This window comes from Streptomyces tibetensis (assembly GCF_007655005.1).
GTDB classification, from domain to species: domain Bacteria; phylum Actinomycetota; class Actinomycetes; order Streptomycetales; family Streptomycetaceae; genus Streptomyces; species Streptomyces tibetensis.
Genome location: NZ_SZVW01000040.1, coordinates 11,153 through 31,342, shown reverse-complemented (window position 1 = coordinate 31,342; position 20,190 = coordinate 11,153). Strand labels below are relative to the sequence as shown.

Sequence of the window (20,190 nt, the reverse complement as noted above, 5' to 3'; positions counted from 1 at the left end):
TGCCGCAGCGTCCTGCTGCCGGCCCGCGTCCCGGCGGCGGTGGCCCCGGCGGCCGCGGTCCCGGTGGCGGCGGTCGTCCCGGTGGCGGCGGCGCCGGTCGCCCGGGTGGCGGCGGCTTCGCCGGTCGTCCCGGTGGCGGTGGCGGCGGCTTCGCCGGTCGTCCCGGTGGTCCCGGTGGCGGTGGCGGCGGTTTCGCCGGTCGTCCCGGTGGTCCCGGCGGCGGTGGCCGTCCCGGCTTCGGTGGTCGTCCCGGTGGTCCCGGTGGCCGTGGTGGCACGCAGGGTGCCTTCGGCCGTCCCGGCGGTCCCGCGCGTCGTGGCCGCAAGTCGAAGCGGCAGAGGCGCCAGGAGTACGAGGCCATGCAGGCCCCGTCGGTCGGCGGTGTGATGCTGCCTCGCGGCAACGGCGAGACCGTTCGCCTGTCGCGCGGTGCCTCGCTCACCGACTTCGCGGAGAAGATCAACGCCAACCCGGCGTCGCTCGTCGCGGTCATGATGAACCTCGGCGAGATGGTCACGGCCACGCAGTCCGTCTCCGACGAGACGCTCCAGCTCCTCGCCGGCGAGATGAACTACACGGTTCAGATCGTCAGCCCGGAGGAGGAGGACCGCGAGCTCCTCGAGTCCTTCGACATCGAGTTCGGCGAGGACGAGGGCGACGAGGAGGACCTGATGGTCCGCCCGCCCGTCGTCACCGTCATGGGTCACGTCGACCACGGTAAGACCCGGCTCCTCGACGCCATCCGCAAGACGAACGTCATCGCGGGCGAGGCCGGCGGCATCACCCAGCACATCGGTGCCTACCAGGTCGCGACCGAGGTCAACGAAGAAGAGCGCAAGATCACCTTCATCGACACCCCGGGTCACGAGGCGTTCACCGCCATGCGTGCCCGTGGTGCGCGGTCGACGGACATCGCGATCCTCGTCGTCGCGGCCAACGACGGCGTCATGCCGCAGACGGTCGAGGCGCTCAACCACGCCAAGGCGGCCGAGGTCCCGATCGTCGTCGCGGTCAACAAGATCGACGTCGAGGGCGCCGACCCGACCAAGGTGCGCGGTCAGCTGACCGAGTACGGCCTGGTGGCCGAGGAGTACGGCGGCGACACCATGTTCGTCGACATCTCCGCCAAGCAGGGTCTGCACATCGACTCCCTGCTGGAGGCCGTGGTCCTCACCGCCGACGCCTCGCTCGACCTGCGTGCCAACCCGCACCAGGACGCGCAGGGCATCTCGATCGAGTCCCGCCTCGACCGCGGCCGCGGTGCCGTGTCGACGGTCCTCGTCCAGCGAGGCACGCTGCGGGTCGGCGACACCATGGTGGTCGGCGACGCGTACGGCCGCGTCCGGGCGATGCACGACGACAACGGCAACAGCGTTGCCGAGGCCGGTCCCTCGACGCCGGTCCAGGTCCTGGGCCTGACCAACGTCCCGGGTGCGGGCGACAACTTCCTGGTGGTGGACGAGGACCGTACGGCCCGTCAGATCGCCGAGAAGCGCGCCGCCCGTGAGCGCAACGCCGCGTTCGCCAAGCGCACGCGCCGTGTCTCGCTCGAGGACCTGGACAAGGTGCTCAAGGCCGGCGAGGTCCAGCAGCTGAACCTGATCATCAAGGGTGACGCTTCCGGATCCGTCGAGGCGCTCGAGTCCTCGCTGCTCCAGCTGGACGTCGGCGAAGAGGTGGACATCCGCGTCCTGCACCGCGGTGTCGGTGCGGTCACGGAGTCCGACATCGACCTGGCCATGGGCTCCGACGCCATCGTCATCGGCTTCAACGTGCGCGCCGCCGGGCGTGCGCAGCAGATGGCCGAGCGCGAGGGTGTCGACGTCCGGTACTACTCGGTCATCTACCAGGCGATCGAGGAGATCGAGGCGGCCCTCAAGGGCATGCTCAAGCCGGAGTACGAAGAGGTCGAGCTCGGTACGGCGGAGATCCGCGAGGTCTTCAAGTCGTCCAAGCTGGGCAACATCGCGGGTGTTCTCATCCGCTCCGGCGAGGTCAAGCGCAACACCAAGGCGCGCCTCATCCGCGACGGCAAGGTGATCGCGGAGAGCCTCAACATCGAGGGTCTGCGTCGCTTCAAGGACGACGTCACCGAGATCCGCGAAGGGTTCGAGGGCGGTATCAACCTCGGCAACTTCAACGACATCAAGGTCGACGACGTCATCGCGACGTACGAGATGCGCGAGAAGCCGCGCGTCTGACCTGAGCCACGATCGGGGCCGATCGACGGGACTTATTCCGTCGATCGGCCCCGGCCGTTGCGTGTACGGTTCCCGTATTCGCGTCGAAGCGTGGCGCCCGTACCCCGAACCGGCGGGACATCCGGATACACACATGTACGTGGGGACTCTGTCCTTCGATCTGCTCCTCGGCGACGTCCACTCGCTCAAGGAAAAACGCTCTCTCGTCCGCCCGATCGTGGCCGAACTCCAGCGCAAGTACGGGGTGAGTGCGGCGGAGACGGGGAACCAGGACCTCCATCGCAGGGCCGAGATCGGGCTCGCGGTGGTCTCGGGGGAGCCGGGACACCTCACCGACGTACTGGACCGCTGTGAGCGGCTCGTCGCCGGGCGGCCCGAAGTCGAACTGCTCTCGGTTCGACGCAGGCTCCACGGCGACGAAGACTGAAGCGACAAGAAAGCACTTAAGGAGACGGACCAGTGGCCGACAACGCGCGGGCTAAGAGGCTGGCGGACCTCATCCGAGAGGTGGTGGCCCAGAAGCTGCAGCGCGGGATCAAGGACCCGCGGCTCGGCTCGCACGTCACCATCACGGACACCCGGGTCACGGGTGACCTCAGGGAGGCGACCGTCTTCTACACGGTGTACGGGGACGACGAGGAACGCGCGGCGGCCGCCGCCGGCCTGGAGAGCGCCAAGGGCATCCTGCGCTCCGAGGTGGGCCGGGCCGCCGGTGTGAAGTTCACGCCGACCCTGGCGTTCGTCATGGACGCCCTCCCGGACAACGCCCGCGCCATCGAGGACCTCCTCGACAAGGCGCGCGAGTCCGACGAGAAGGTGCGCGAGGCGTCCGCGGGCGCCAAGTACGCCGGCGAGGCCGACCCGTACCGCAAGCCCGAGGACGACGAGACGGACGACAGCGCCGAATGACCCAGAAGCACACCACGCCCGACGGCCTTGTCATCGTCGACAAGCCGTCGGGCTTCACTTCGCACGACGTCGTCGCCAAGATGCGCGGCATCGCCAGGACACGACGCGTCGGGCACGCCGGCACCCTCGACCCGATGGCGACGGGCGTCCTCGTCCTCGGCGTCGAGAAGGCCACCAAGCTCCTCGGCCACCTCGCGCTGACCGAGAAGGAGTACCTGGGCACCATCCGGCTCGGGCAGAACACCCTCACGGACGACGCCGAGGGGGAGATCACCTCCTCCGTGGACGCCTCCAAGGTCACCCGCGACGCCATCGACGCCGGTATCGCCGAGCTGACCGGCGACATCATGCAGGTGCCCTCCAAGGTCAGCGCCATCAAGATCAACGGCGTGCGGTCGTACAAGCGGGCCCGGGAGGGCGAGGAGTTCGAGATCCCGGCCCGGCCGGTCACGGTCTCGTCCTTCGGCGTGTACGACGTCCGGGACGCCGTCGCCGACGACGGCACGGCCGTCCTCGACCTGGTCGTCTCGGTCGTCTGCTCCTCCGGCACCTACATCCGGGCCTTGGCCCGCGACCTGGGCGCCGGTCTGGGGGTCGGCGGTCACCTCACCGCGCTGCGCCGCACCCGCGTCGGCCCCTACAAGCTGGACGCGGCCCGCACCCTCGACCAGCTCCAGCAGGAACTGACCGTGATGCCGATGGCCGAGGCCGCCGCCGCCGCGTTCCCCCGCTGGGACGTCGACGCCCGGCGGGCCAAGCTGCTCACCAACGGCGTCCGGCTGGAGATGCCCGAGACGTACGCGGGCGCCGGCCCCGTCGCCGTCTTCGACCCGGAGGGCCGCTTCCTCGCTCTCGTCGAGGAGCAGCGGGGCAAGGCCAGGAGTCTGGCCGTCTTCGCCTGACGGCTCGGGGAGCGGGTGTCCGCCCGTGGAGCGGCGGCCACGGGTACCTCCACGGCCGCCGCTCCACGGTCCCCCCTCGGTTCCCCCACCCCTAGGGTGTATCCAGCCGCTCCCCTTCCTTCACCCGTTTGTGCGGGCGCTCGGAGTGAACCGGGGGAGCGGAAGGGGGCGCTTTCACAGAGCGATCTGTCCCGCTGATCATCTCGCCCCTACTGTCGAACACGAGGGCACGGGTGTACGGCGGGGAGGCTCGACGATGACGTCGCGGAACCGGTCCCGGGAGACGGACGACAGCCCACAAGGCTCCCCGGACCGCCCCGGAACAGCAGGGCACGAGGGCGGGACGGCCCCCGCTCCTGCGGCAGGTCAGGAGGGCGGGGCGGTCCCGGCCCCCGGAACAGCAGGGCACGAGAGGCGGGTGGCCCTCGGTCCCGGGACGGCAGGGTATGACGAGGGGGCGGTCCCCGACGACCGCCTCGTCCGTATCCACGACCTGGCCGGCCGCCCCCGCGGCACCGGCTTCCTGGCCGACCACCACGGCACGCTGATCACCAGCCACGAGGCCGTCGACGGCCTGCCCCGGCTCGTGCTGCACGGGGCCGATGGCCGCCGCCGGGTCGTGTCCGCCGACGCGGTCACCCCGCTGCCCGCGCTGGACCTGGCCCTCGTACGGACCGAGGGGCTCGGTGTACCGCCGCTGCCCGTGACCGTTCGGGACGGGGCAGGGACCGGCGCCTATGTACGGATCGCCGCCGGCGGCTGGCGCGAGGCGCGGGTGCTGGGCCCGGCCTCCGTCACATACGCGGCCACGGACCGTTTCCACCGCCTCGACGACGCGCTGGAGCTGGCGGTCGGCACGGCGGGGCGGGACGCGCTGCGGCCGGGCGGTGGAGCGGCCGGCGGCCCCGTGCTCGACGCCGGGACCGGCGCCGTCGTCGCGGTCCTCGGCACCGCGCTCAGCTCCGGCCATCGCGACGTCGGGTTCGCCGTACCGCTGCGGGCGGGGATCGCCGCAGCGGCGGGCCCGCTCGCCGGGCTGCTCGCCGAGAACGCCTCTACGGTCCCCGCCTTCGGGGCCGATCTGAACCTCGCCGGGGTGCTGGAGCTGACCGGCGCATCGGTGGGGCTGGTCGGCCCGCCCGGCGGGACGGGAGTCCCGGAGCCGGTCGAACGGGAGAGTGCGGCCGCCGAGTTCGACGCCTTCGCGGCAGGCACGGCGGCCGTCCTCGGCCTCGTCGGGGCACCCGGCAGCGGTCGCACGACGGAACTCGCCGCGCTCGCCGCGCGCCGCGCCCGCAGCGGGCATCCCACGCTCTGGCTGCGCGGCTGCGACCTGCGGGACGACGACACGTCGGTGGCGGACGCGGTCCGCAGAGCGCTGGCCCGGGCCGTCCCCGTGGTGTTCGGCGCGCAGGCCCCCTCTCCGCTCTCCCTGTCCTCCCCGGCCGATGCCGGGGAGATGTCGCCCGAGCGCCTCGCCCGCCTGGCCGGTTCGCTCGGCAGGCCGCTGCTGCTCCTCCTGGACGGTCCCGAGGAGATGCCCCCGGCGGCGGGCCGCCGCTCGGCCGACTGGGCGGGCGGGACCCTGCGGTGGCTCACGGAGACGGGAGCGCGGCTGGTGATGGCCTGCCGGCCGGAGTACTGGGAGGAGGTGTCCGGACTGCTGCACGGTCCGGCGTGCGTACGACTCGGCGACCTCACCGAGGACGAGGCCAGGGAGGCCCGGCTGCGGTACGGCATCGGCGAGGGCGCCCTCGCCGGCACCGACGCCCGCCACCCCCTCACCCTGCGCCTGCTCGCCGAGATCCGGGACGAGCTCACCGACGCGTCCGAAACGCCGGTCCTGCTCGCGGGCCCCGTCGGCCGGGACGAAGTCTTCTCCGCCTACCTGGACCTGATGGCGCTGCGCATCGCCAACCGGCTGGCCACCGGCAACGGCCTGCACGGCACGGCCGTACGCCGGCTGGCGGCCAGGGTCGCCGGGCAGGTGCACGAAGCCGCCCGGCGCGGCCTCGGCCCGGGGCAGGGCGACCTGGACCGGGAGGCGTTCGAGGCGGTGTTCCCGTGGGGCACCGGGCCGGAGCGGCTCGGCGGCTGCTCGGGCTGGGCGTCCGCCGTGCTCGCCGAGGGCCTGCTCGTGCCGGCCGGACCCGGCTACCGCTTCGCGCACGAGGGGCTCGCCGACTGGCTCCACGGCACGCACCTCGACCTCGACGAGGCGCTGCACGCCCTCGTCCACCGCGGCCAGGACGCGCAGACCGACCCCGTGCCGCGTCACCGCATCGGGCCGGTGATCCAGGCCCTGCTGTGCCTCGCCCGCCAGCACGGCGCCGGTCACCTGGCCTCCCGCCTGGCGGACCTGGTGCACGCGCTGGACGCCGACCCGCGGTCCTGGTGGGCCGTACGGCTGCTCGCCGGGACGCTGTCGGCCCTGCCCGACGCGGCACCGTACACGGACGTGCTGCGGCTGCTCGCCGACCGGATCGTGGCCTGTCGGCGGCAGGAGCGGCCCGTCCCGGAGGAGCTCGGACCCCCCTTCTGGACCGGCGTACGGCTTCCGCTGGAGGCGCGTTGCGCGCTGCTGCGGCGGCTGGTCCATGCCGACCGGCCGCCGTGCGAGGCCGGGCCCCGGTTCCTGGACGCCGTCGCCGGACTCCTCACGGCCGACCCCACCGCCGTGCAGCCCCAGCTCGTCCGCTGGTTCGACGACGAGCAGCCGCTGCCCGCCACCCCGCACGCGACCGTGGCCACGGCCGCGCAGGTGCTGCTGCACACCCACCGCCACACCGCCCTGGACGAACTGACGGACGTGCTCGTCGACCGCGCGCACCCACGGGCCGACGAACTGCTCGCGGTGCTCGCGGAGGAGGAGCCGTCGGCGGTGTGCCGGGCCGCCGACCGGTGGGCGCGCGACGAGCGGCCCGCGCGGCGCAGCGCCGCGGTCGCGCACGGACTGCGCGTCGCGCCGCACGTGAGCACGGGAGGCGACCGGGCCCTCCTGCGCTACGCGGCCCTCACCCTGCTCGCCCGCCCCGCCGACCGCGCCCTGCACGGCGGCGCACTCGCCCTCCTCGTCCAGGATCCCCACACGCGGGCCCGCTATCTCCCGCGGGCGCTGGAGCACCTTGCGGCGGGCGACCCGCGGTTCTCGCCGGACGCGCTGGCCGGCGCCCTCCTGACCGACCCCGAGCCGGTCCTCGGGGCGTTCGCGGCCCGGCTGGAGCGGCCGGACGCGGAGGAGGCGCTGCGGGCACTCTCCGACGCGACGCCGCCGGATCTGGCCCGGCGGATCGCCGCGCTACTGTGCCGGGCGGCGCGCGGGCGGCCGGAACTCGCCGGGCAGGTGGCCGCGTACGCGGACCAGCGGCTCGACCGGGGCCCAGACGCCCGGCCCGTGCTCCTGCCGCTGGTCACAGGCCTGCTGGAGGACGGTGACGTGCGGCTGCGCTGCGCCCTGGCCGCCGTCCTCACCCCGCCCGGCATCCCGGCCTCGCGTCCGCTGCGCCGCGAACTGCGCGACGTCCTCCTGGCCCGTGAGCACGACACCGACGTCCTGGACGCACTGCTGCACGCCGCCGCCCGCAACGGGGGTGACGACCTGCGCGACCTCGTCCACCGCATCGGGCTGCTCCTCGTGCGCACCCCTCAGGGCGCCACCCGCTTCGACCGCGCCCTGGTCGACCTGGGCCGGCACGTGCCCGGTTTCGCCGCCCGCGTGGCCGCCTGGCTGGCCGACGCGCCCGGCGAATGGGAGGCGCTGGTCGGGCCCAGTTCCCACCGGATGATCGGGAACCTGGCGGGCGCCGGCGCCCCCGTGTGAGCGGCCTCCCGGGGCCGGGGCCGCAGTACGGTGTCGTGCGCCCTGTCACAGCCCCCATGCCGATGCGGGCGGGAGGCACCCGGCATGGCACCCTTAGACCTGCGCACGAGGCAACCACGGACAACCGACCGGACACGGGTTCGACGAGTTTTCGACAAGGAGCAGGCACAGTGCAGCGCTGGCGTGGCTTGGAGGACATCCCCCAGGACTGGGGGCGCAGCGTCGTCACCATCGGCTCCTACGACGGAGTGCACCGCGGGCACCAGCTGATCATCCGGCATGCCGTGGACCGCGCCCGGGAACTGGGCGTGCCCGCCGTCGTCGTGACCTTCGACCCGCACCCCAGCGAGGTCGTCCGCCCCGGCAGCCACCCGCCGCTGCTCGCCCCGCACCACCGCCGCGCCGAACTCATGGCGGACCTCGGCGTGGACGCGGTGCTCATCCTCCCCTTCACGACCGAGTTCTCGAAGCTGTCCCCGGCCGACTTCGTCGTCAAGGTCCTGGTCGACAAGCTGCACGCCAAGGCCGTCGTCGAGGGCCCCAACTTCCGCTTCGGCCACAAGGCCGCCGGGAACGTGGAGTTCCTGTCCACGCAGGGCAAGACCTACGACTTCGAGGTCGAGGTCGTCGACCTGTACGTGACGGGTGAGGCGGGCGGCGGGGAGCCGTTCTCCTCCACGCTGACGCGCCGGCTGGTCGCCGAGGGCGACGTCCAGGGCGCGGCGGAGATCCTGGGACGTCCGCACCGGGTGGAGGGCGTCGTCGTCCGGGGCGCCCAGCGCGGACGCGAATTGGGTTTCCCTACCGCCAACGTCGAGACGCTGCCGCACACCGCCATTCCGGCCGACGGCGTCTACGCCGGCTGGCTGCACGCCCAGGGCGAGGCGATGCCGGCGGCGATCTCCGTCGGGACGAATCCGCAGTTCGAGGGGACCGAGCGGACGGTGGAGGCGTACGCCATCGACCGGGTGGGGCTCGATCTGTACGGGTTGCATGTCGCGGTCGACTTCTTGGCGTTCGTGCGGGGGCAGGCGAAGTTCGAGACGCTGGACGCGTTGCTGGTGCAGATGGGGCAGGACGTCGAGAAGTGCAGGGAGTTGGTGGCGGCCGAGGGGGCTGCCTAGTCCGCTGGTGGGCCGTCTGCGGGTGTGTGGGGGCTTGTCGCGCCCACGCGGCGGAGCCGCACATCGTTACAGCCCCGCGCCCCTTTGGGGCGCGTACGCAGCTGCCCAGTGACATGCCACCTGCGATTCTCCGCCCCCGCTCAGCACCGCCAAGTCCTGGCCTCTGCACGCGTCCGCCACCCCCGCTGCCTCCGCCTCTCCACTGGCCAGGATCTGGCAGCGGGCGTGGAAGCGGCAGCCGGACGGTACGCGTGACGGGTCCGGGGGCTCGCCCGTGAGGACCACCGGGGCGCCCGGAGCCTCCGGGAGCACGGACAGCAGGGCCTGGGTGTAGGGATGCCGAGGTGCCGTCAGGACCTGCTCCACCGCGCCCGTCTCCACGATCCGGCCGAGGTACATCACGGCGACCCGGTCGGCGATGTTCCACGCAAGGCCCAGATCGTGCGTGACCACCATGGCGGACAGGCCCAGTTCGGTCCGCAGTCGTAGCAACAGGGCGAGGATCTCGCCGCGCACCGAGGCGTCGAGGGACGCCACCGGCTCGTCGGCGACGAGGAGTTCGGGTTCCAGGACCAGCGCGCCCGCGATGACCACCCGCTGGCGCTGTCCGCCGGACAGTTCGTGCGGGTAGCGCAGGAAGAAGCGCTCCGGGGGGCGCAGTCCGGCCCGGGACAGGGCCTCGGCGACCGCTGTGCGTTCGTCGCCGCCGTGGCCGTGGATGCGCAGGCCCTCGGCGACCGCGTCGTACACCGTGTGGCGGGGGTTGAGGGAGCCGCTCGGGTCCTGGAGGACCAGCTGGACGCGCTTGCGGTAGGCCTTGAGGGAGCGGCCGGAGTACTCCAGCGGGCGGCCGTCGAAAGTGACCCGGCCCGCCGTCGGTGGGACCAGGCCGAGCAGACTGCGGGCCAGGGTCGTCTTGCCGCAGCCGGACTCACCGACCAGGGCGACGATCTCGCCGGGGTGGATGTCGAGGTCGACGCCGTCCACCGCCCGGGCCCGGGGGCCGCCGTGCCGTCCGGGGAAGGTGACGTGGAGGCCCCGGGCGCTCAGCAGCGGGGCCGTGGTGACCTCGGGGGCCGTGGGGGAGGTGGTCATGGTGTGCTGCGCCTCGCTTCCTCCAGGGCCTCCGGGCCCTCGGCCGTCCGCTCCTCAAGGGCTCCCGGTCCGTCGGTCGGGTCCTTCCCCCGGCCCCCGGGTTCCGCCGTAGCGCGCTCTCCGCGGGCCTCGGCTCCCGGCGGCCCGACCAGCACACACGCCGCCCGCCGCTCCGGTCCCGCCGCGCGCAGCACCGGGTCCTGCGCGGAACACGACTCCAGCGCCACCGGGCACCGGGGATGGAACGTGCACCCCGACGGCAGCGCGGCCGGGTCCGGAGGGTCGCCCGCGAGCCCCTGCGGCGCGAACCGGGACGCCGGGTCGCCGATACGCGGGAACGCGGCCGACAGGGCCCGGGCGTACGGGTGCCGGGCGTCCTCGTACACCTGCCGGGCGGGCCCCTCCTCGACCACCCGGCCCGCGTACATCACCGCCAGCCGGTCACACGTGTCGGCCAGGACCGCCAGATCGTGGCTGATCATGATCAGGCCGAGGTCCTGGTCCGCGACCAGCTGCTCGATGAGCCGGAGGATCTGGGCCTGGATCATCACGTCGAGCGCGGTGGTCGGCTCGTCGGCGATGATCAGCCGCGGGTCGCAGGCCAGTGCCATGGCGATCATGACGCGCTGGCGCTGGCCGCCGGACAGCTCGTGCGGGTAGGCGTCCGCCCGGGCGGCCGGCAGGCCGACCTGCTCCAGCAGCTCCCCGGTCTTCTTCTTCGCCCCGGCCGCCGTGGCCTTCCTGTGCAGCAGGATCGGCTCGGCGATCTGGTCGCCGACGCGGTGCACGGCGTTGAGGGAGTGCATCGCGCCCTGGAAGACGACGGAGGCCCCGGCCCAGCGGACCGCCCGGACCCGGCCCCACTTCATGGCCAGCACGTCCTCTCCGTCGAGGAGCACCTCCCCGGTGATCCGGGCGCCCGCCGGCAGCAGCCGCAGCAGGGCCAGCGCCAGCGTCGACTTGCCACAGCCGGACTCGCCGGCCAGGCCGAGCTTGCGGCCCGCGTCCAGCCGCAGATCCACGCCGCGCACGGCGGCCGCCCCGCCCGCGTACGTCACCGTCAGGTTCCTGACGTCGAGCAGACTCAACGCGACACCCCCAGCCTGGGGTTGAGAACGGCCTCCACGGCCCGGCCGCACAGCGTGAACGCCAGCGCCACCACGGCGATGGCGATGCCCGGCGGCACCAGGTACCACCAGTCCCCGGCACTGACCGCGCCCGCCTCGCGCGCGTCCTGGAGCAGTCCGCCCCACGACACGACGGTGGGGTCGCCCAGGCCCAGGAAGGCGAGCGTCGCCTCCGCGAGGATGGCCGAGGAGATGATCAGGGTCGTCTGGGCCAGCACCAGCGGCATCACGTTGGGCAGCACGTGCCGGGACATGATGTGCCAGTGCCCGCCGCCGAGCGCCTGTGCCCGCTCGATGTACGGCCGGGTCTCCACCGCGAGGGTCTGGGCGCGCACCAGTCGGGCCGTGGTCGGCCAGGTGGTCACGCCGATCGCCACGACGGTCGTGGTCAGCGAGCGGGACATCACGGTCGCCAGGGCGATCGCCAGCACCAGCGTCGGCATCACCAGGAACCAGTCGGTGATCCGCATCATCACCGTCGCGTACCAGCCCTTGAAGTGCCCCGCCGTCACGCCGATCAGGGTGCCGATCGCCACCGACAGCACGGCGGCGAGCAGCCCGACCAGCAGCGACACCCGCGAACCCCAGATCACCAGGCCCAGCAGGTCACGCCCGAACTGGTCGGTGCCGAGCGGGAACCCGGCGCTCGGGCTCTGCATCGGACGCCCCGGCGCGTCGGTCACGCTGCTCACGTCGGACCCGACGAACAGCGGCGCGAACAGCGCCAGCAGTGCGCACAGCGACAGCGCGGTCAGCCCGTACAGCCCCGCGCGCTCGGAGCGGTACTGCCGCCAGACGACAGCGCGGTCAGCCCGTACAGCCCCGCGCGCTCGGAGCGGTACTGCCGCCAGAAGCGGGCGACGGACGCCCGGCGCCGCTGCCGGGCCAGGGCACGTGGGCTCGCAACCGTCTCGGTCGTCGTCATCGGGCCACCCGGGGGTCCAGCAGCGGATAGACCAGGTCGGCGAGGGTGTTCATCAGGATCACCGCGGCGGCGAACACGAAGAACAGGCCCTGCACGAGCGGCAGATCGGGCACGCTCAGCGCCTGGTAGAACAGCCCGCCGAGGCCGGGCCAGGAGAACACCGTCTCCACGAGGATCACGCCCGCCACTGTCCGGCCGAGGTTGATGAAGATCAGCGTCACGGTCGGCAGCAGCGCGTTCGGCACGGCGTGGCGACGGCGTACGAGGTCGTCGCGCAGCCCCTTGGCCCGTGCGGTCGTCAGATAGTCGCTGCCCATCTCGTCCAGCAGCGCCGACCGCGTGACCAGCAGCGTCTGCCCGTACTCCACGGCCACCAGCGTCACCACCGGCAGCACCAGATGGTGCGCCACGTCCAGGACATAGGCGAAGCCCTCCTCGCCGCCCGACTCCATGCCGCCGGTCGGGAACATGCCGGGCAGCGGGCCGATGCCCACCGACAGCACGATGATCAGCAGCAGCCCCAGCCAGAAGGACGGGATGGAGTACAGCGTCAGCGCGAGGCCCGTGTTGAGGCGGTCGCCCAGCCTGCCGTGCCGCCAGGCCGACCGGGTGCCGAGGAAGATGCCCAGTGCCGTGTAGAGGACGAACGCCGTCCCCGTGAGCAGCAGGGTGTTCGGCAGCGCCTCGGTGATCTTGTCGATGACGGGGGCCCGGAACTGGTACGACGTCCCGAAGTCGCCCGTGAGCGCCTTGCCGCAGTAGTCGGTGAACTGCCGCCACAAGGGCAGGTCGAGCCCGAACTCCTCGCGATAGGCGGCCAGCTGCTCCGCCGACACCTGACGGCCGCCCGTCATGGTCTTCACCGGGTCGCCGGGGATCAGCCGGAAGAGGAAGAAGCTGGTCACGAGGACGGCCAGCAGCGACACGGCGGCACCGGCGACCTTGCCCGCCAGGTACCGCGGGTACGCGGAGCTCTTGCGCACCCGCGGCCCGGCCGCCGTCCGCTGCTTGTCCTCGACCAGCGCGGGGGTCGCGTCAGCGGTCATGAGTACCCGCTCGCCGCTTCACTCGCGTTCCTCGGCGGTGGCCCGCCGCCGCATCGCCGCGAAGGCGCCGAGGCCGCCGAGGATGGCGACCCCCGCGACGATCCCGACCACGACCCCCGTGGACGACGCGGTGTCGGAGGAGCCGTCGGAGTCGGCGGGGACCGCCGACCACCAGCTCCAGTAGCCGTCCTGCCCGTAGATGTTGCCCGCCTTCGCCGGCATGGTCGTGATCGACTTGATCTGGTCCGTCCGGAAGGCCTCGACCGCGTTCGGATACGCCATGACGTTCATGTACCCGAGGTCGTACAGCCGCGACTCCATCCGCTTGACGATGTCCGCCCGTTTGGCGGGGTCGTACTCGGTGAGCTGCCGGGCGTAGAGCTCGTCGTACTTCTTGTCGCAGATGAAGTTGTCCGTCGCGCCCGTGTCCTTCGGGGTCGCCGGGAGCGCCCCGCAGGTGTGGATGGACAGCACGAAGTCCGGGTCGGGGTTGACCGACCAGCCGTCGAACGCCAGGTCGTACTTGCCGGCCAGCCACGGGTCGGTCACGTTGTCCAGGCAGTTGAGCTGGACCCCGATACCGAGCTCGCCCCACCACTCCTGGAGGTACTTGCCGACCGCCTTGTCGTTCGGGTCGGTGGCGTGGCACAGCACGCGGTAGGTGATCGGCTTGCCGTCCTTGCCGACGCGCTTGCCGTCGCCGTTCTTCTTGTACCCCGCCTGGTCGAGCAGCCGGGCGGCCTCGGCCGGGTCGTACGCCAGCTTCCGGTCCGCGGAGGGCTTCCAGAAGTAGTCCTGGAAGCGCGGCGGGATGTAACCCTCGCCCTCGACGGCGTGACCCCGGAAGACCTTGTCGATGATGGCCTCGCGGTCCACGGCCCGGAACAGCGCGTTGCGCACCCGCTGGTCCAGCAGGGACGGATGCCCGTCACCGAACTTCTCGCCGTTCTTCGCCTTCGCGCCCGGGTTGGTGGCGAGGGCGTAGAAGCGGCGGCCGGGGGCGTCGTTGACCTGGATGTCGTCCGCGCCCTTCAGCGACTCCGCCTGAGCGGGCGTCAGGGACGGGGACCCGGCGACGAAGGACACCTCGCCCTTGCGCAGCGCCGACACGGCCGCGTCCTGGTCCTTGTAGTAGCGGAAGACCAGCTCATCGAATTTCGGCGACCCGCGCCAGAAGCTCTTGTTGGCCTTGAGCCGGACGTAGCTGTCGGCCTTGTAACCGCTCAGCACGAACGGGCCGTTCCCCACGACCGGGAAGCTCTTGTCGTTGTTGAACTCGGAGAAGTCCGAGACCTTCTCCCACACGTGCTTCGGCACGATCGGCACGTCCAGCGCGGCCATCGTGGCCTGCGGTTTCTTCAGCTCGATGACCAACTCGGTGGGGCTCGGGGCCGTCACCTTCCTGAAGTTCCCGACGTAGCTGCCGTTCGCCGTGGCCGCGCCGGTGTCGGTCATCATCTTGTTGAACGTCCACGCCGCGTCCTCGGCGGTGGCATGCTGACCGTCGGACCACTTGGAGTTGGACCGGATCGTGTACGTCCACGTCAGCTTGTCCGGCGAGGGCTCCCACTTGGTGGCCAGGCCCGCGATGGCGTGGTTGTCCTTGGGGTCGTAGTTCGTCAGGTACTCGTACATGAGCCGGTGGATGCTCGTACTGAGCAGCCGGACCGCCAGGAACGGGCTGAGCGAGTCCACGCTCTGCGCCACGGCGACGGTCAGCACCTTCTTGCCGTCGTCGGCCGCCCGGGCCTGCTGGGGCGCCGGGGCGAGCGGGGTCGCGAGACCGGCGGTGAGGGTGAGCGCGGCGGCCCCGGCCAGGGCGACGAGCCGGAGGCCGTGCGGGAGGCTGCGTTTCTGATCGTTCGTGCCCATGGTCGGACCTCGCGTCATCGCTCGGACGGGAAGGACGGGTTGATCAGCTGTCAGATGCGTGATGTGTGTGTACCAGCGGCCCTCTCCACCGTCAACGGCGCATTCACCCCTTGTGGCCTGCGGAAATAACGAGTTGGCGAGCTTTCCGCACTCATTGGTCGAGACCACTGACGCGCCCCTGGCCAGGGCCTGGCAACGGAATTCGTCCCTGAACGCGCCGAGGCCCGCGCCGAGTCGAAGCGGCGCGGGCCCAAAGGGGACCGGCCCCTGAGAAGGGGCCGATCGGGTGAGGCGGTTACTGCGTCGGAGGAGGGGGCGGCGGGGTCTGCCCGTCGGGCTGGGCCGGGTGGCCGGGCTGTCCCGGCTGACCGGCCTGGGGGTAGCCGTAACCCGGCTGCTCGGGCTGGGGGTAGCCGTAGCCCGGCTGCGGGGGAGCGGCCGGGGGCTGCCCGGGCTGGGGGTACGGCTGGCCGGGGTGGGCCGCCGGTTGGCCCGGCTGCTGACCGGGTTGGCCCGGCTGTCCCGGCTGCGGGTAGGGCGGCTGGCCGGCTGCCTGCGGGTACGGCTGCCCGGGCTGGGCGGGGGGCTGGCCCGGCTGGGCATAGGGCTGGCCGGGCTGCGGATACGGCTGGCCGGGCTGGGCGTACGGCTGCCCGGGCTGCGGCTGCTGAGGCTGGGGCGGGTACGCACCTGGCTGGCCGGGGACCTGCTGGCCGGGGTACGGAGCCTGGCCCGGCTGGGGGGAAGGCTGCCCGGGCTGGATGTAGGGCTGGCCGGGCATGGCGTGGCCGGGCATCGGCGGGGCCGCGACCGGCGGCGGGTTGCCGTCGGAGGTCCACAGCCCGTGCGACTGCTGGTGCCGGACGAAGTCCTCGGCGACCATCGCGGCCAGGTTGAAGTACGCCTCCCGCACCTTCGGCCGCATCATGTCGAGGTCGACCTCGGCACCGGCGGCGAGATGCTCGTCGAAGGGCACGACGATGACACCCCGGCAGCGCGTCTCGAAGTGCGTCACGATGTCCTCGACCTTGATCATCTTGCCGGTCTCGCGGACCCCGGAGATGACGGTGATGGACCGCGAGACGAGGTCGGCGTATCCGTGCGCGGACAGCCAGTCCAGGGTCGTGCTCGCGCTGCTCGCACCGTCCACGGACGGCGTCGAGATGATGATGAGCTGGTCGGCGAGGTCCAGCACACCGCGCATGGCGCTGTACAGCAGACCGGTACCGGAGTCGGTGAGGATCACCGGGTACTGCTTGCCGAGCACGTCGATCGCGCGGCGGTAGTCCTCGTCGTTGAAGGTCGTGGACACGGCCGGGTCGACGTCGTTGGCGATGATCTCCAGGCCGGAGGGCGCCTGCGACGTGAACCGCCGGATGTCCATGTACGAGTTGAGGTACGGGATCGCCTGGACGAGGTCACGGATGGTGGCCCCGGTCTCCCGCCGCACCCGGCGCCCGAGGGTGCCCGCGTCCGGGTTGGCGTCGATCGCGAGGATCTTGTCCTGCCGCTCGGTGGCGAGCGTGGAGCCCAGCGCGGTGGTGGTGGTCGTCTTGCCGACACCGCCCTTGAGGCTGATCACCGCGATCCGGTAGCAGGACAGCACGGGCGTACGGATCAGGTCGAGCTTGCGCTGCCGCTCGGCCTCCTCCTTCTTCCCACCGAGCTTGAACCGCCCGCCACCGGCCACCGGACGGCTGCTCTTCGCCTTCTGCTTCTTGCTGTTGAGCAGCCGGTCGGACGACAGCTCCACGGCAGCGGTGTAACCGAGCGGCGCGGCCCCAGGGTTGGTCGGCTGCCGCTGGTCGTGCTGTATGGGCTGCGGCCAGGCGGCGCCGGTACGGGGGTCGACGGGCTGCTGGGGCTGTTGCCCCGGCTGCGGCTGCCCCGACGGGTCGGGCTGCGGCGACTGGCCTTCGGGGTGGGGCTGGGCCTGCTGCGGGATGTGAGGCTGCGGCTGGACCTGCTGGTGCGGCGGCTGGGCACCGGGGTGCGGGAAACCGTAGCCGCCCTGCGGGGTGGGCGGGGTGCCCTGGTGCGGGAAGCCGTAGCCGTCCTGGGGGTTGGGTGCGGCCGGGGTGGGCGCGCCGGGGTGCGGGAAGCCGTAGCCGCCCTGCGGGGTGGGCGGGGTGCCCTGGTGCGGGAAGCCGTAGCCGTCCTGGGGGTTGGGTGCGGCCGGGGTGGGCGCGCCGGGGTGCGGGAAGCCGTAGCCGCCCTGTGCGTTGGGCGCGGGGGCCGGCGCGCTCTGGGGCTGCTGAACCGGCTGCTGGGCATCCGGGGCGGGAGCACCCGGCTGGGGGAAGCCGTAGCCGCCCTGCGGGGTGGACGGGGGAGTGGGCGGGGTGCCCTGCTGCGGGAAGCCGTAGCCGCCCTGGGAGCTGGGCGCGGGCACCGGCGGGCCCTGGGGCTGCTGGACCGGAGGCTGCTGGGCGTCCGGGGCCGGAGCGCCCGGCTGGGGGAAGCCGTAGCCGCCTTGCGGAGCGGGCGGGGCGGTGGGCGGGGTGCCCTGGTGCGGGAAGCCGTAGCCGTCCTGGGGGTTGGGCGCGGCCGGGGTGGGCGCGCCGGGGTGCGGGAAGCCGTAGCCGCCTTGCGGAGCGGGCGGGGCGGGGGGCGGGGTGCCCTGGTGCGGGAAGCCGTAGCCGTCCTGGGGGTTGGGCGCGGCCGGAGTGGGTGCGCCGGGGTGCGGGAAGCCGTAGCCGCCGGGCTGCGGTGTGGGTTGCGCGGGCGGCTGGTTGGGCGGCGTCGGCGCGGCAGGCTGGTTCCACGCGGCGGGCGCGGGCTGCGGCGCCTGCGGCTGGAACGGTGGCTGCTGGGCCGGCACGGAGGGCTGCAGCGGCACCGGGGGCTGACCCTGTGCGGCCGTCGGCTGCGGCTGAGCGGGCGCGTTCGGATCCGAGGGCTGCGCCGGCTGCTGCTGCGGCTGGGCGGGCCACTCGCTCGCCGGGGCCGGGGCGGCCGGCTGGTACGACGGCGGCAGCGGCGGCACGCCCGGCGGGGGCGGGGGAGTGAAGTCGGACGGCGTGCTGTGGGGGGCGTCGGGGGAGGCCGGGACGGCCGGTACGGCGTCCTCGGGCTCACTCTGTGCGGGCGCGAGGTCGGCGGGGGGCGCGTCGGACGGCTCGGCAGCGGGCGCCACCGAGTCCTCGGCCTCGTGCGCGGCCCCGGCCGGTACCGCGTCCACAGGCTCGTCGGAGCCGGGCTGCGCGTCCTCGGGCTGGCCATCCTCGGGGTGCACGTCCTCGGGGTGGCCGTCCTGGGACTGCGCGTCCTCGGGCTGTGCGGTCCGGATCCGTGACTGCTCGGATTCAGCCTCGTCGGCGTTGGCGTCCGAGGGGTCCGCGTCTTCCGACCCGATGTCCTGGGTCTCGGTGTTCTCTGCCTCACCGCCCTCGGGCTCTGCGACCTGCGGCTCCAGGACCTCGGGTGCCGCATCCTCCGCTTCGGACCGCGTGTTCTCCGACTCGGCCTCGTCGACCGGCGGCACGTCGGTGAAGGAGTCCACGTCCAGCGCGTAATCCGAAACCGCAGCGGAGTCGTCTGCCTCCGCACCGGGAGCGCTGTCCTCCGCACCCTCGGCACGAACACCGTCACCGGCCTCGTCGGCGTCCTTCGCCTCGGTGACCTCGGTGACCTCGGTGACCTCGGTGACCTCGGGGGCGTCGGTGTCTTCGGCGTCTTCGGGGGCGTCGGGCGTGGAATCCGCCTCCGCAGCGGCACGCTCCTCGATCTCCCGCTTCAGGGCGACGGCGGAGAAGCGCATGGTGGCACCGCTCTCCAGATCACCGTTCTCCGGCTCCGCGGCATCACCGGAAGCCGCCGCAGCCGAAGCCTCGGGCGTGCCCGAAGCCTGAGGAGTGCTCGAAGCCTCGGGAGGGGCCGGAGGCGCCGGAGCGAAGGGCGGAGTCGCCGGAGCGGCAGGCGGAGTTACCGGAGCGGCGGGCGGAGTTGTCGGAGCGGCGGGCGGAGTTACCGGAGCGGCGGGCGGAGTTGTCGGAGATGTAGGCGGAGTCGCCGGAGTCTCGGGAGCGGCCGGGGCCTGCGGCGGAGCCGGCGGCGTCCACTGCGACTGGTACCCGCCGACGGGGATGTGCGGCACGGCCGTAGGAGAGGCCGCATTCCCCGCGGGCGCTTCGCCCTGCGCCGGAGACTGCTCCCCGTGTGGCGACCCCTGCGGCTCGAACCCGCTCCCCATCGGAAGCCTGGGCACGGGCGAAGGACCCCCCGAAGAGGGCGCGGGCGGCGCCGGCGGCGCGAAGGGCGCACCCGGCGCGGGCGCGGGAGGCGTGAACGGGGCGCCCGGAGCGGGAGCCGGCGCGGGAGGAGTGAAGGGCGCCCCGGGCGCCGGAGCCGGTGCGGAGGCCTGCCCCGTCAGAGAGGTCGGCAGGGACGAAGGCCCACCGTCAGGATTGGCATGCGCCGGCCGAGTCAGCCCGGGCAGCGGCGGCACGGGCCCCTTCGGCACGGTGGGACCACCAGGCACCCCGGCTGCCCCGGAACCGCCGGGCACGCCGGAAGCGCCGTTCGCCCCGGAACCGCCGTGCACACCGGAAGCCCCCGGCCCGGAACCGGGCGCCCCCGAAGCGCTGGAGTCCTCGGACGCCCCCGCCCCCTGCCCCGAGGACGAACTCCCCGAGGCGTTCTGCGTGTACCAGGCGGGCGGGGCGTAGTCGATGGTGAACTCGCCCGTCATCTCCGCTGCGGACTCCGCGTCGGGCTGGTCATCGCCGGGTGTCGCCCAGCCCCCGCGGATCCCGTCCCGATCGCTGCTCACAGTGTTCCTCCTGGTGTGGTCGAGCACCCTCATGCCGTGCTGGGGCGACCCTTGCTTGTCGTGCGAAGTCGTTTGCGGCGTATCAAGGGTCGTTCGAGGTCGTCCGCTCCACAGGCTCCCCCGCCTTCCCCCCTGGGACGCCGACGCCTACCACGGGCTCTGACGGCGCGCCCCCTCCCAGCCTAATCACCACAAGCCCCGCCCCGGCAGGCCCGTCCGTCCCCGAGCAGCTGTCCGTCGCGTCACAACCTGCCCAGAAGGTGCCCGAAAGTGACGTATACGGCACGCACTTCGGTGAAGAAAAAGGGCGATACATGTGAAGGGTCGTGAACCACCTTGCGAAGCAGACGCCTTGAGGTCACGAGAACGCAGTCGCCTTGACGCGCAGGAGACATGAG

Annotated in this window: 12 protein-coding genes; 6 read left to right on the top strand and 6 right to left on the bottom strand. The window is 72.9% G+C overall.

All coding sequences use genetic code 11. The features are described 5' to 3' along the window. The 6 genes from infB to FDO69_RS40570 all read left to right on the top strand — a co-directional run. On the top strand, positions 1 to 2,201 hold a 2,201-nt coding region (gene infB / locus FDO69_RS40595), incomplete at its 5' end, for a translation initiation factor IF-2 (RefSeq protein WP_104789212.1). Between the two features lie 133 nt (positions 2,202 to 2,334). Then, on the top strand, positions 2,335 to 2,628 hold the full coding sequence (locus tag FDO69_RS40590; RefSeq protein ID WP_104789210.1) for a DUF503 domain-containing protein: 294 nt from the start codon (positions 2,335 to 2,337) through the stop codon (positions 2,626 to 2,628). 32 nt (positions 2,629 to 2,660) lie between these two features. After that, positions 2,661 to 3,110, top strand: coding sequence for a 30S ribosome-binding factor RbfA (rbfA, locus tag FDO69_RS40585; RefSeq protein ID WP_104789207.1), 450 nt, complete (start codon positions 2,661 to 2,663; stop codon positions 3,108 to 3,110). Further along, on the top strand, positions 3,107 to 4,012 hold the full coding sequence (truB, locus tag FDO69_RS40580) for a tRNA pseudouridine(55) synthase TruB (RefSeq protein ID WP_104789205.1): 906 nt from the start codon (positions 3,107 to 3,109) through the stop codon (positions 4,010 to 4,012). The genes rbfA and truB overlap by 4 nt, the downstream gene beginning before the upstream one ends. A gap of 256 nt (positions 4,013 to 4,268) precedes the next feature. Next, on the top strand, positions 4,269 to 7,832 hold the full coding sequence (locus FDO69_RS40575) for a trypsin-like peptidase domain-containing protein (RefSeq protein WP_104789202.1): 3,564 nt from the start codon (positions 4,269 to 4,271) through the stop codon (positions 7,830 to 7,832). Positions 7,833 to 8,002: 170 nt separating this feature from the next. Beyond that, positions 8,003 to 8,956: a bifunctional riboflavin kinase/FAD synthetase gene (locus FDO69_RS40570; RefSeq protein WP_104789200.1), complete on the top strand. Its 954-nt coding sequence runs from the start codon at positions 8,003 to 8,005 to the stop codon at positions 8,954 to 8,956. 66 nt (positions 8,957 to 9,022) lie between these two features. Here the strand turns inward: FDO69_RS40570 and FDO69_RS40565 are convergent, their stop codons facing one another. From FDO69_RS40565 to FDO69_RS40540, 6 genes are all read right to left on the bottom strand, one after another. Further along, on the bottom strand, positions 9,023 to 10,051 hold the full coding sequence (locus tag FDO69_RS40565) for an ABC transporter ATP-binding protein (RefSeq protein WP_104789198.1): 1,029 nt from the start codon (positions 10,049 to 10,051) through the stop codon (positions 9,023 to 9,025). Continuing rightward, on the bottom strand, positions 10,048 to 11,139 hold the full coding sequence (locus FDO69_RS40560; protein WP_138430298.1) for an ABC transporter ATP-binding protein: 1,092 nt from the start codon (positions 11,137 to 11,139) through the stop codon (positions 10,048 to 10,050). Before FDO69_RS40560 ends, FDO69_RS40565 begins: the two co-directional genes overlap by 4 nt. Next, positions 11,136 to 12,029, bottom strand: coding sequence for an ABC transporter permease (locus tag FDO69_RS40555; protein WP_138430296.1), 894 nt, complete (start codon positions 12,027 to 12,029; stop codon positions 11,136 to 11,138). Before FDO69_RS40555 ends, FDO69_RS40560 begins: the two co-directional genes overlap by 4 nt. Before the next feature lie 70 nt (positions 12,030 to 12,099). Next, positions 12,100 to 13,149, bottom strand: a complete 1,050-nt coding sequence (locus tag FDO69_RS40550) for an ABC transporter permease (RefSeq protein ID WP_104789191.1) — start codon at positions 13,147 to 13,149, stop codon at positions 12,100 to 12,102. Positions 13,150 to 13,167: 18 nt separating this feature from the next. Then, positions 13,168 to 15,021 carry an ABC transporter substrate-binding protein gene (locus tag FDO69_RS40545; RefSeq protein WP_104789189.1) on the bottom strand — a complete coding sequence of 618 codons (1,854 nt, stop codon included), beginning with the start codon at positions 15,019 to 15,021 and terminating at the stop codon, positions 13,168 to 13,170. Positions 15,022 to 15,316: 295 nt separating this feature from the next. Beyond that, on the bottom strand, positions 15,317 to 19,792 hold the full coding sequence (locus tag FDO69_RS40540) for an SCO5717 family growth-regulating ATPase (protein WP_420878588.1): 4,476 nt from the start codon (positions 19,790 to 19,792) through the stop codon (positions 15,317 to 15,319). Between the last annotated feature and the right edge of the window lie 398 nt (positions 19,793 to 20,190).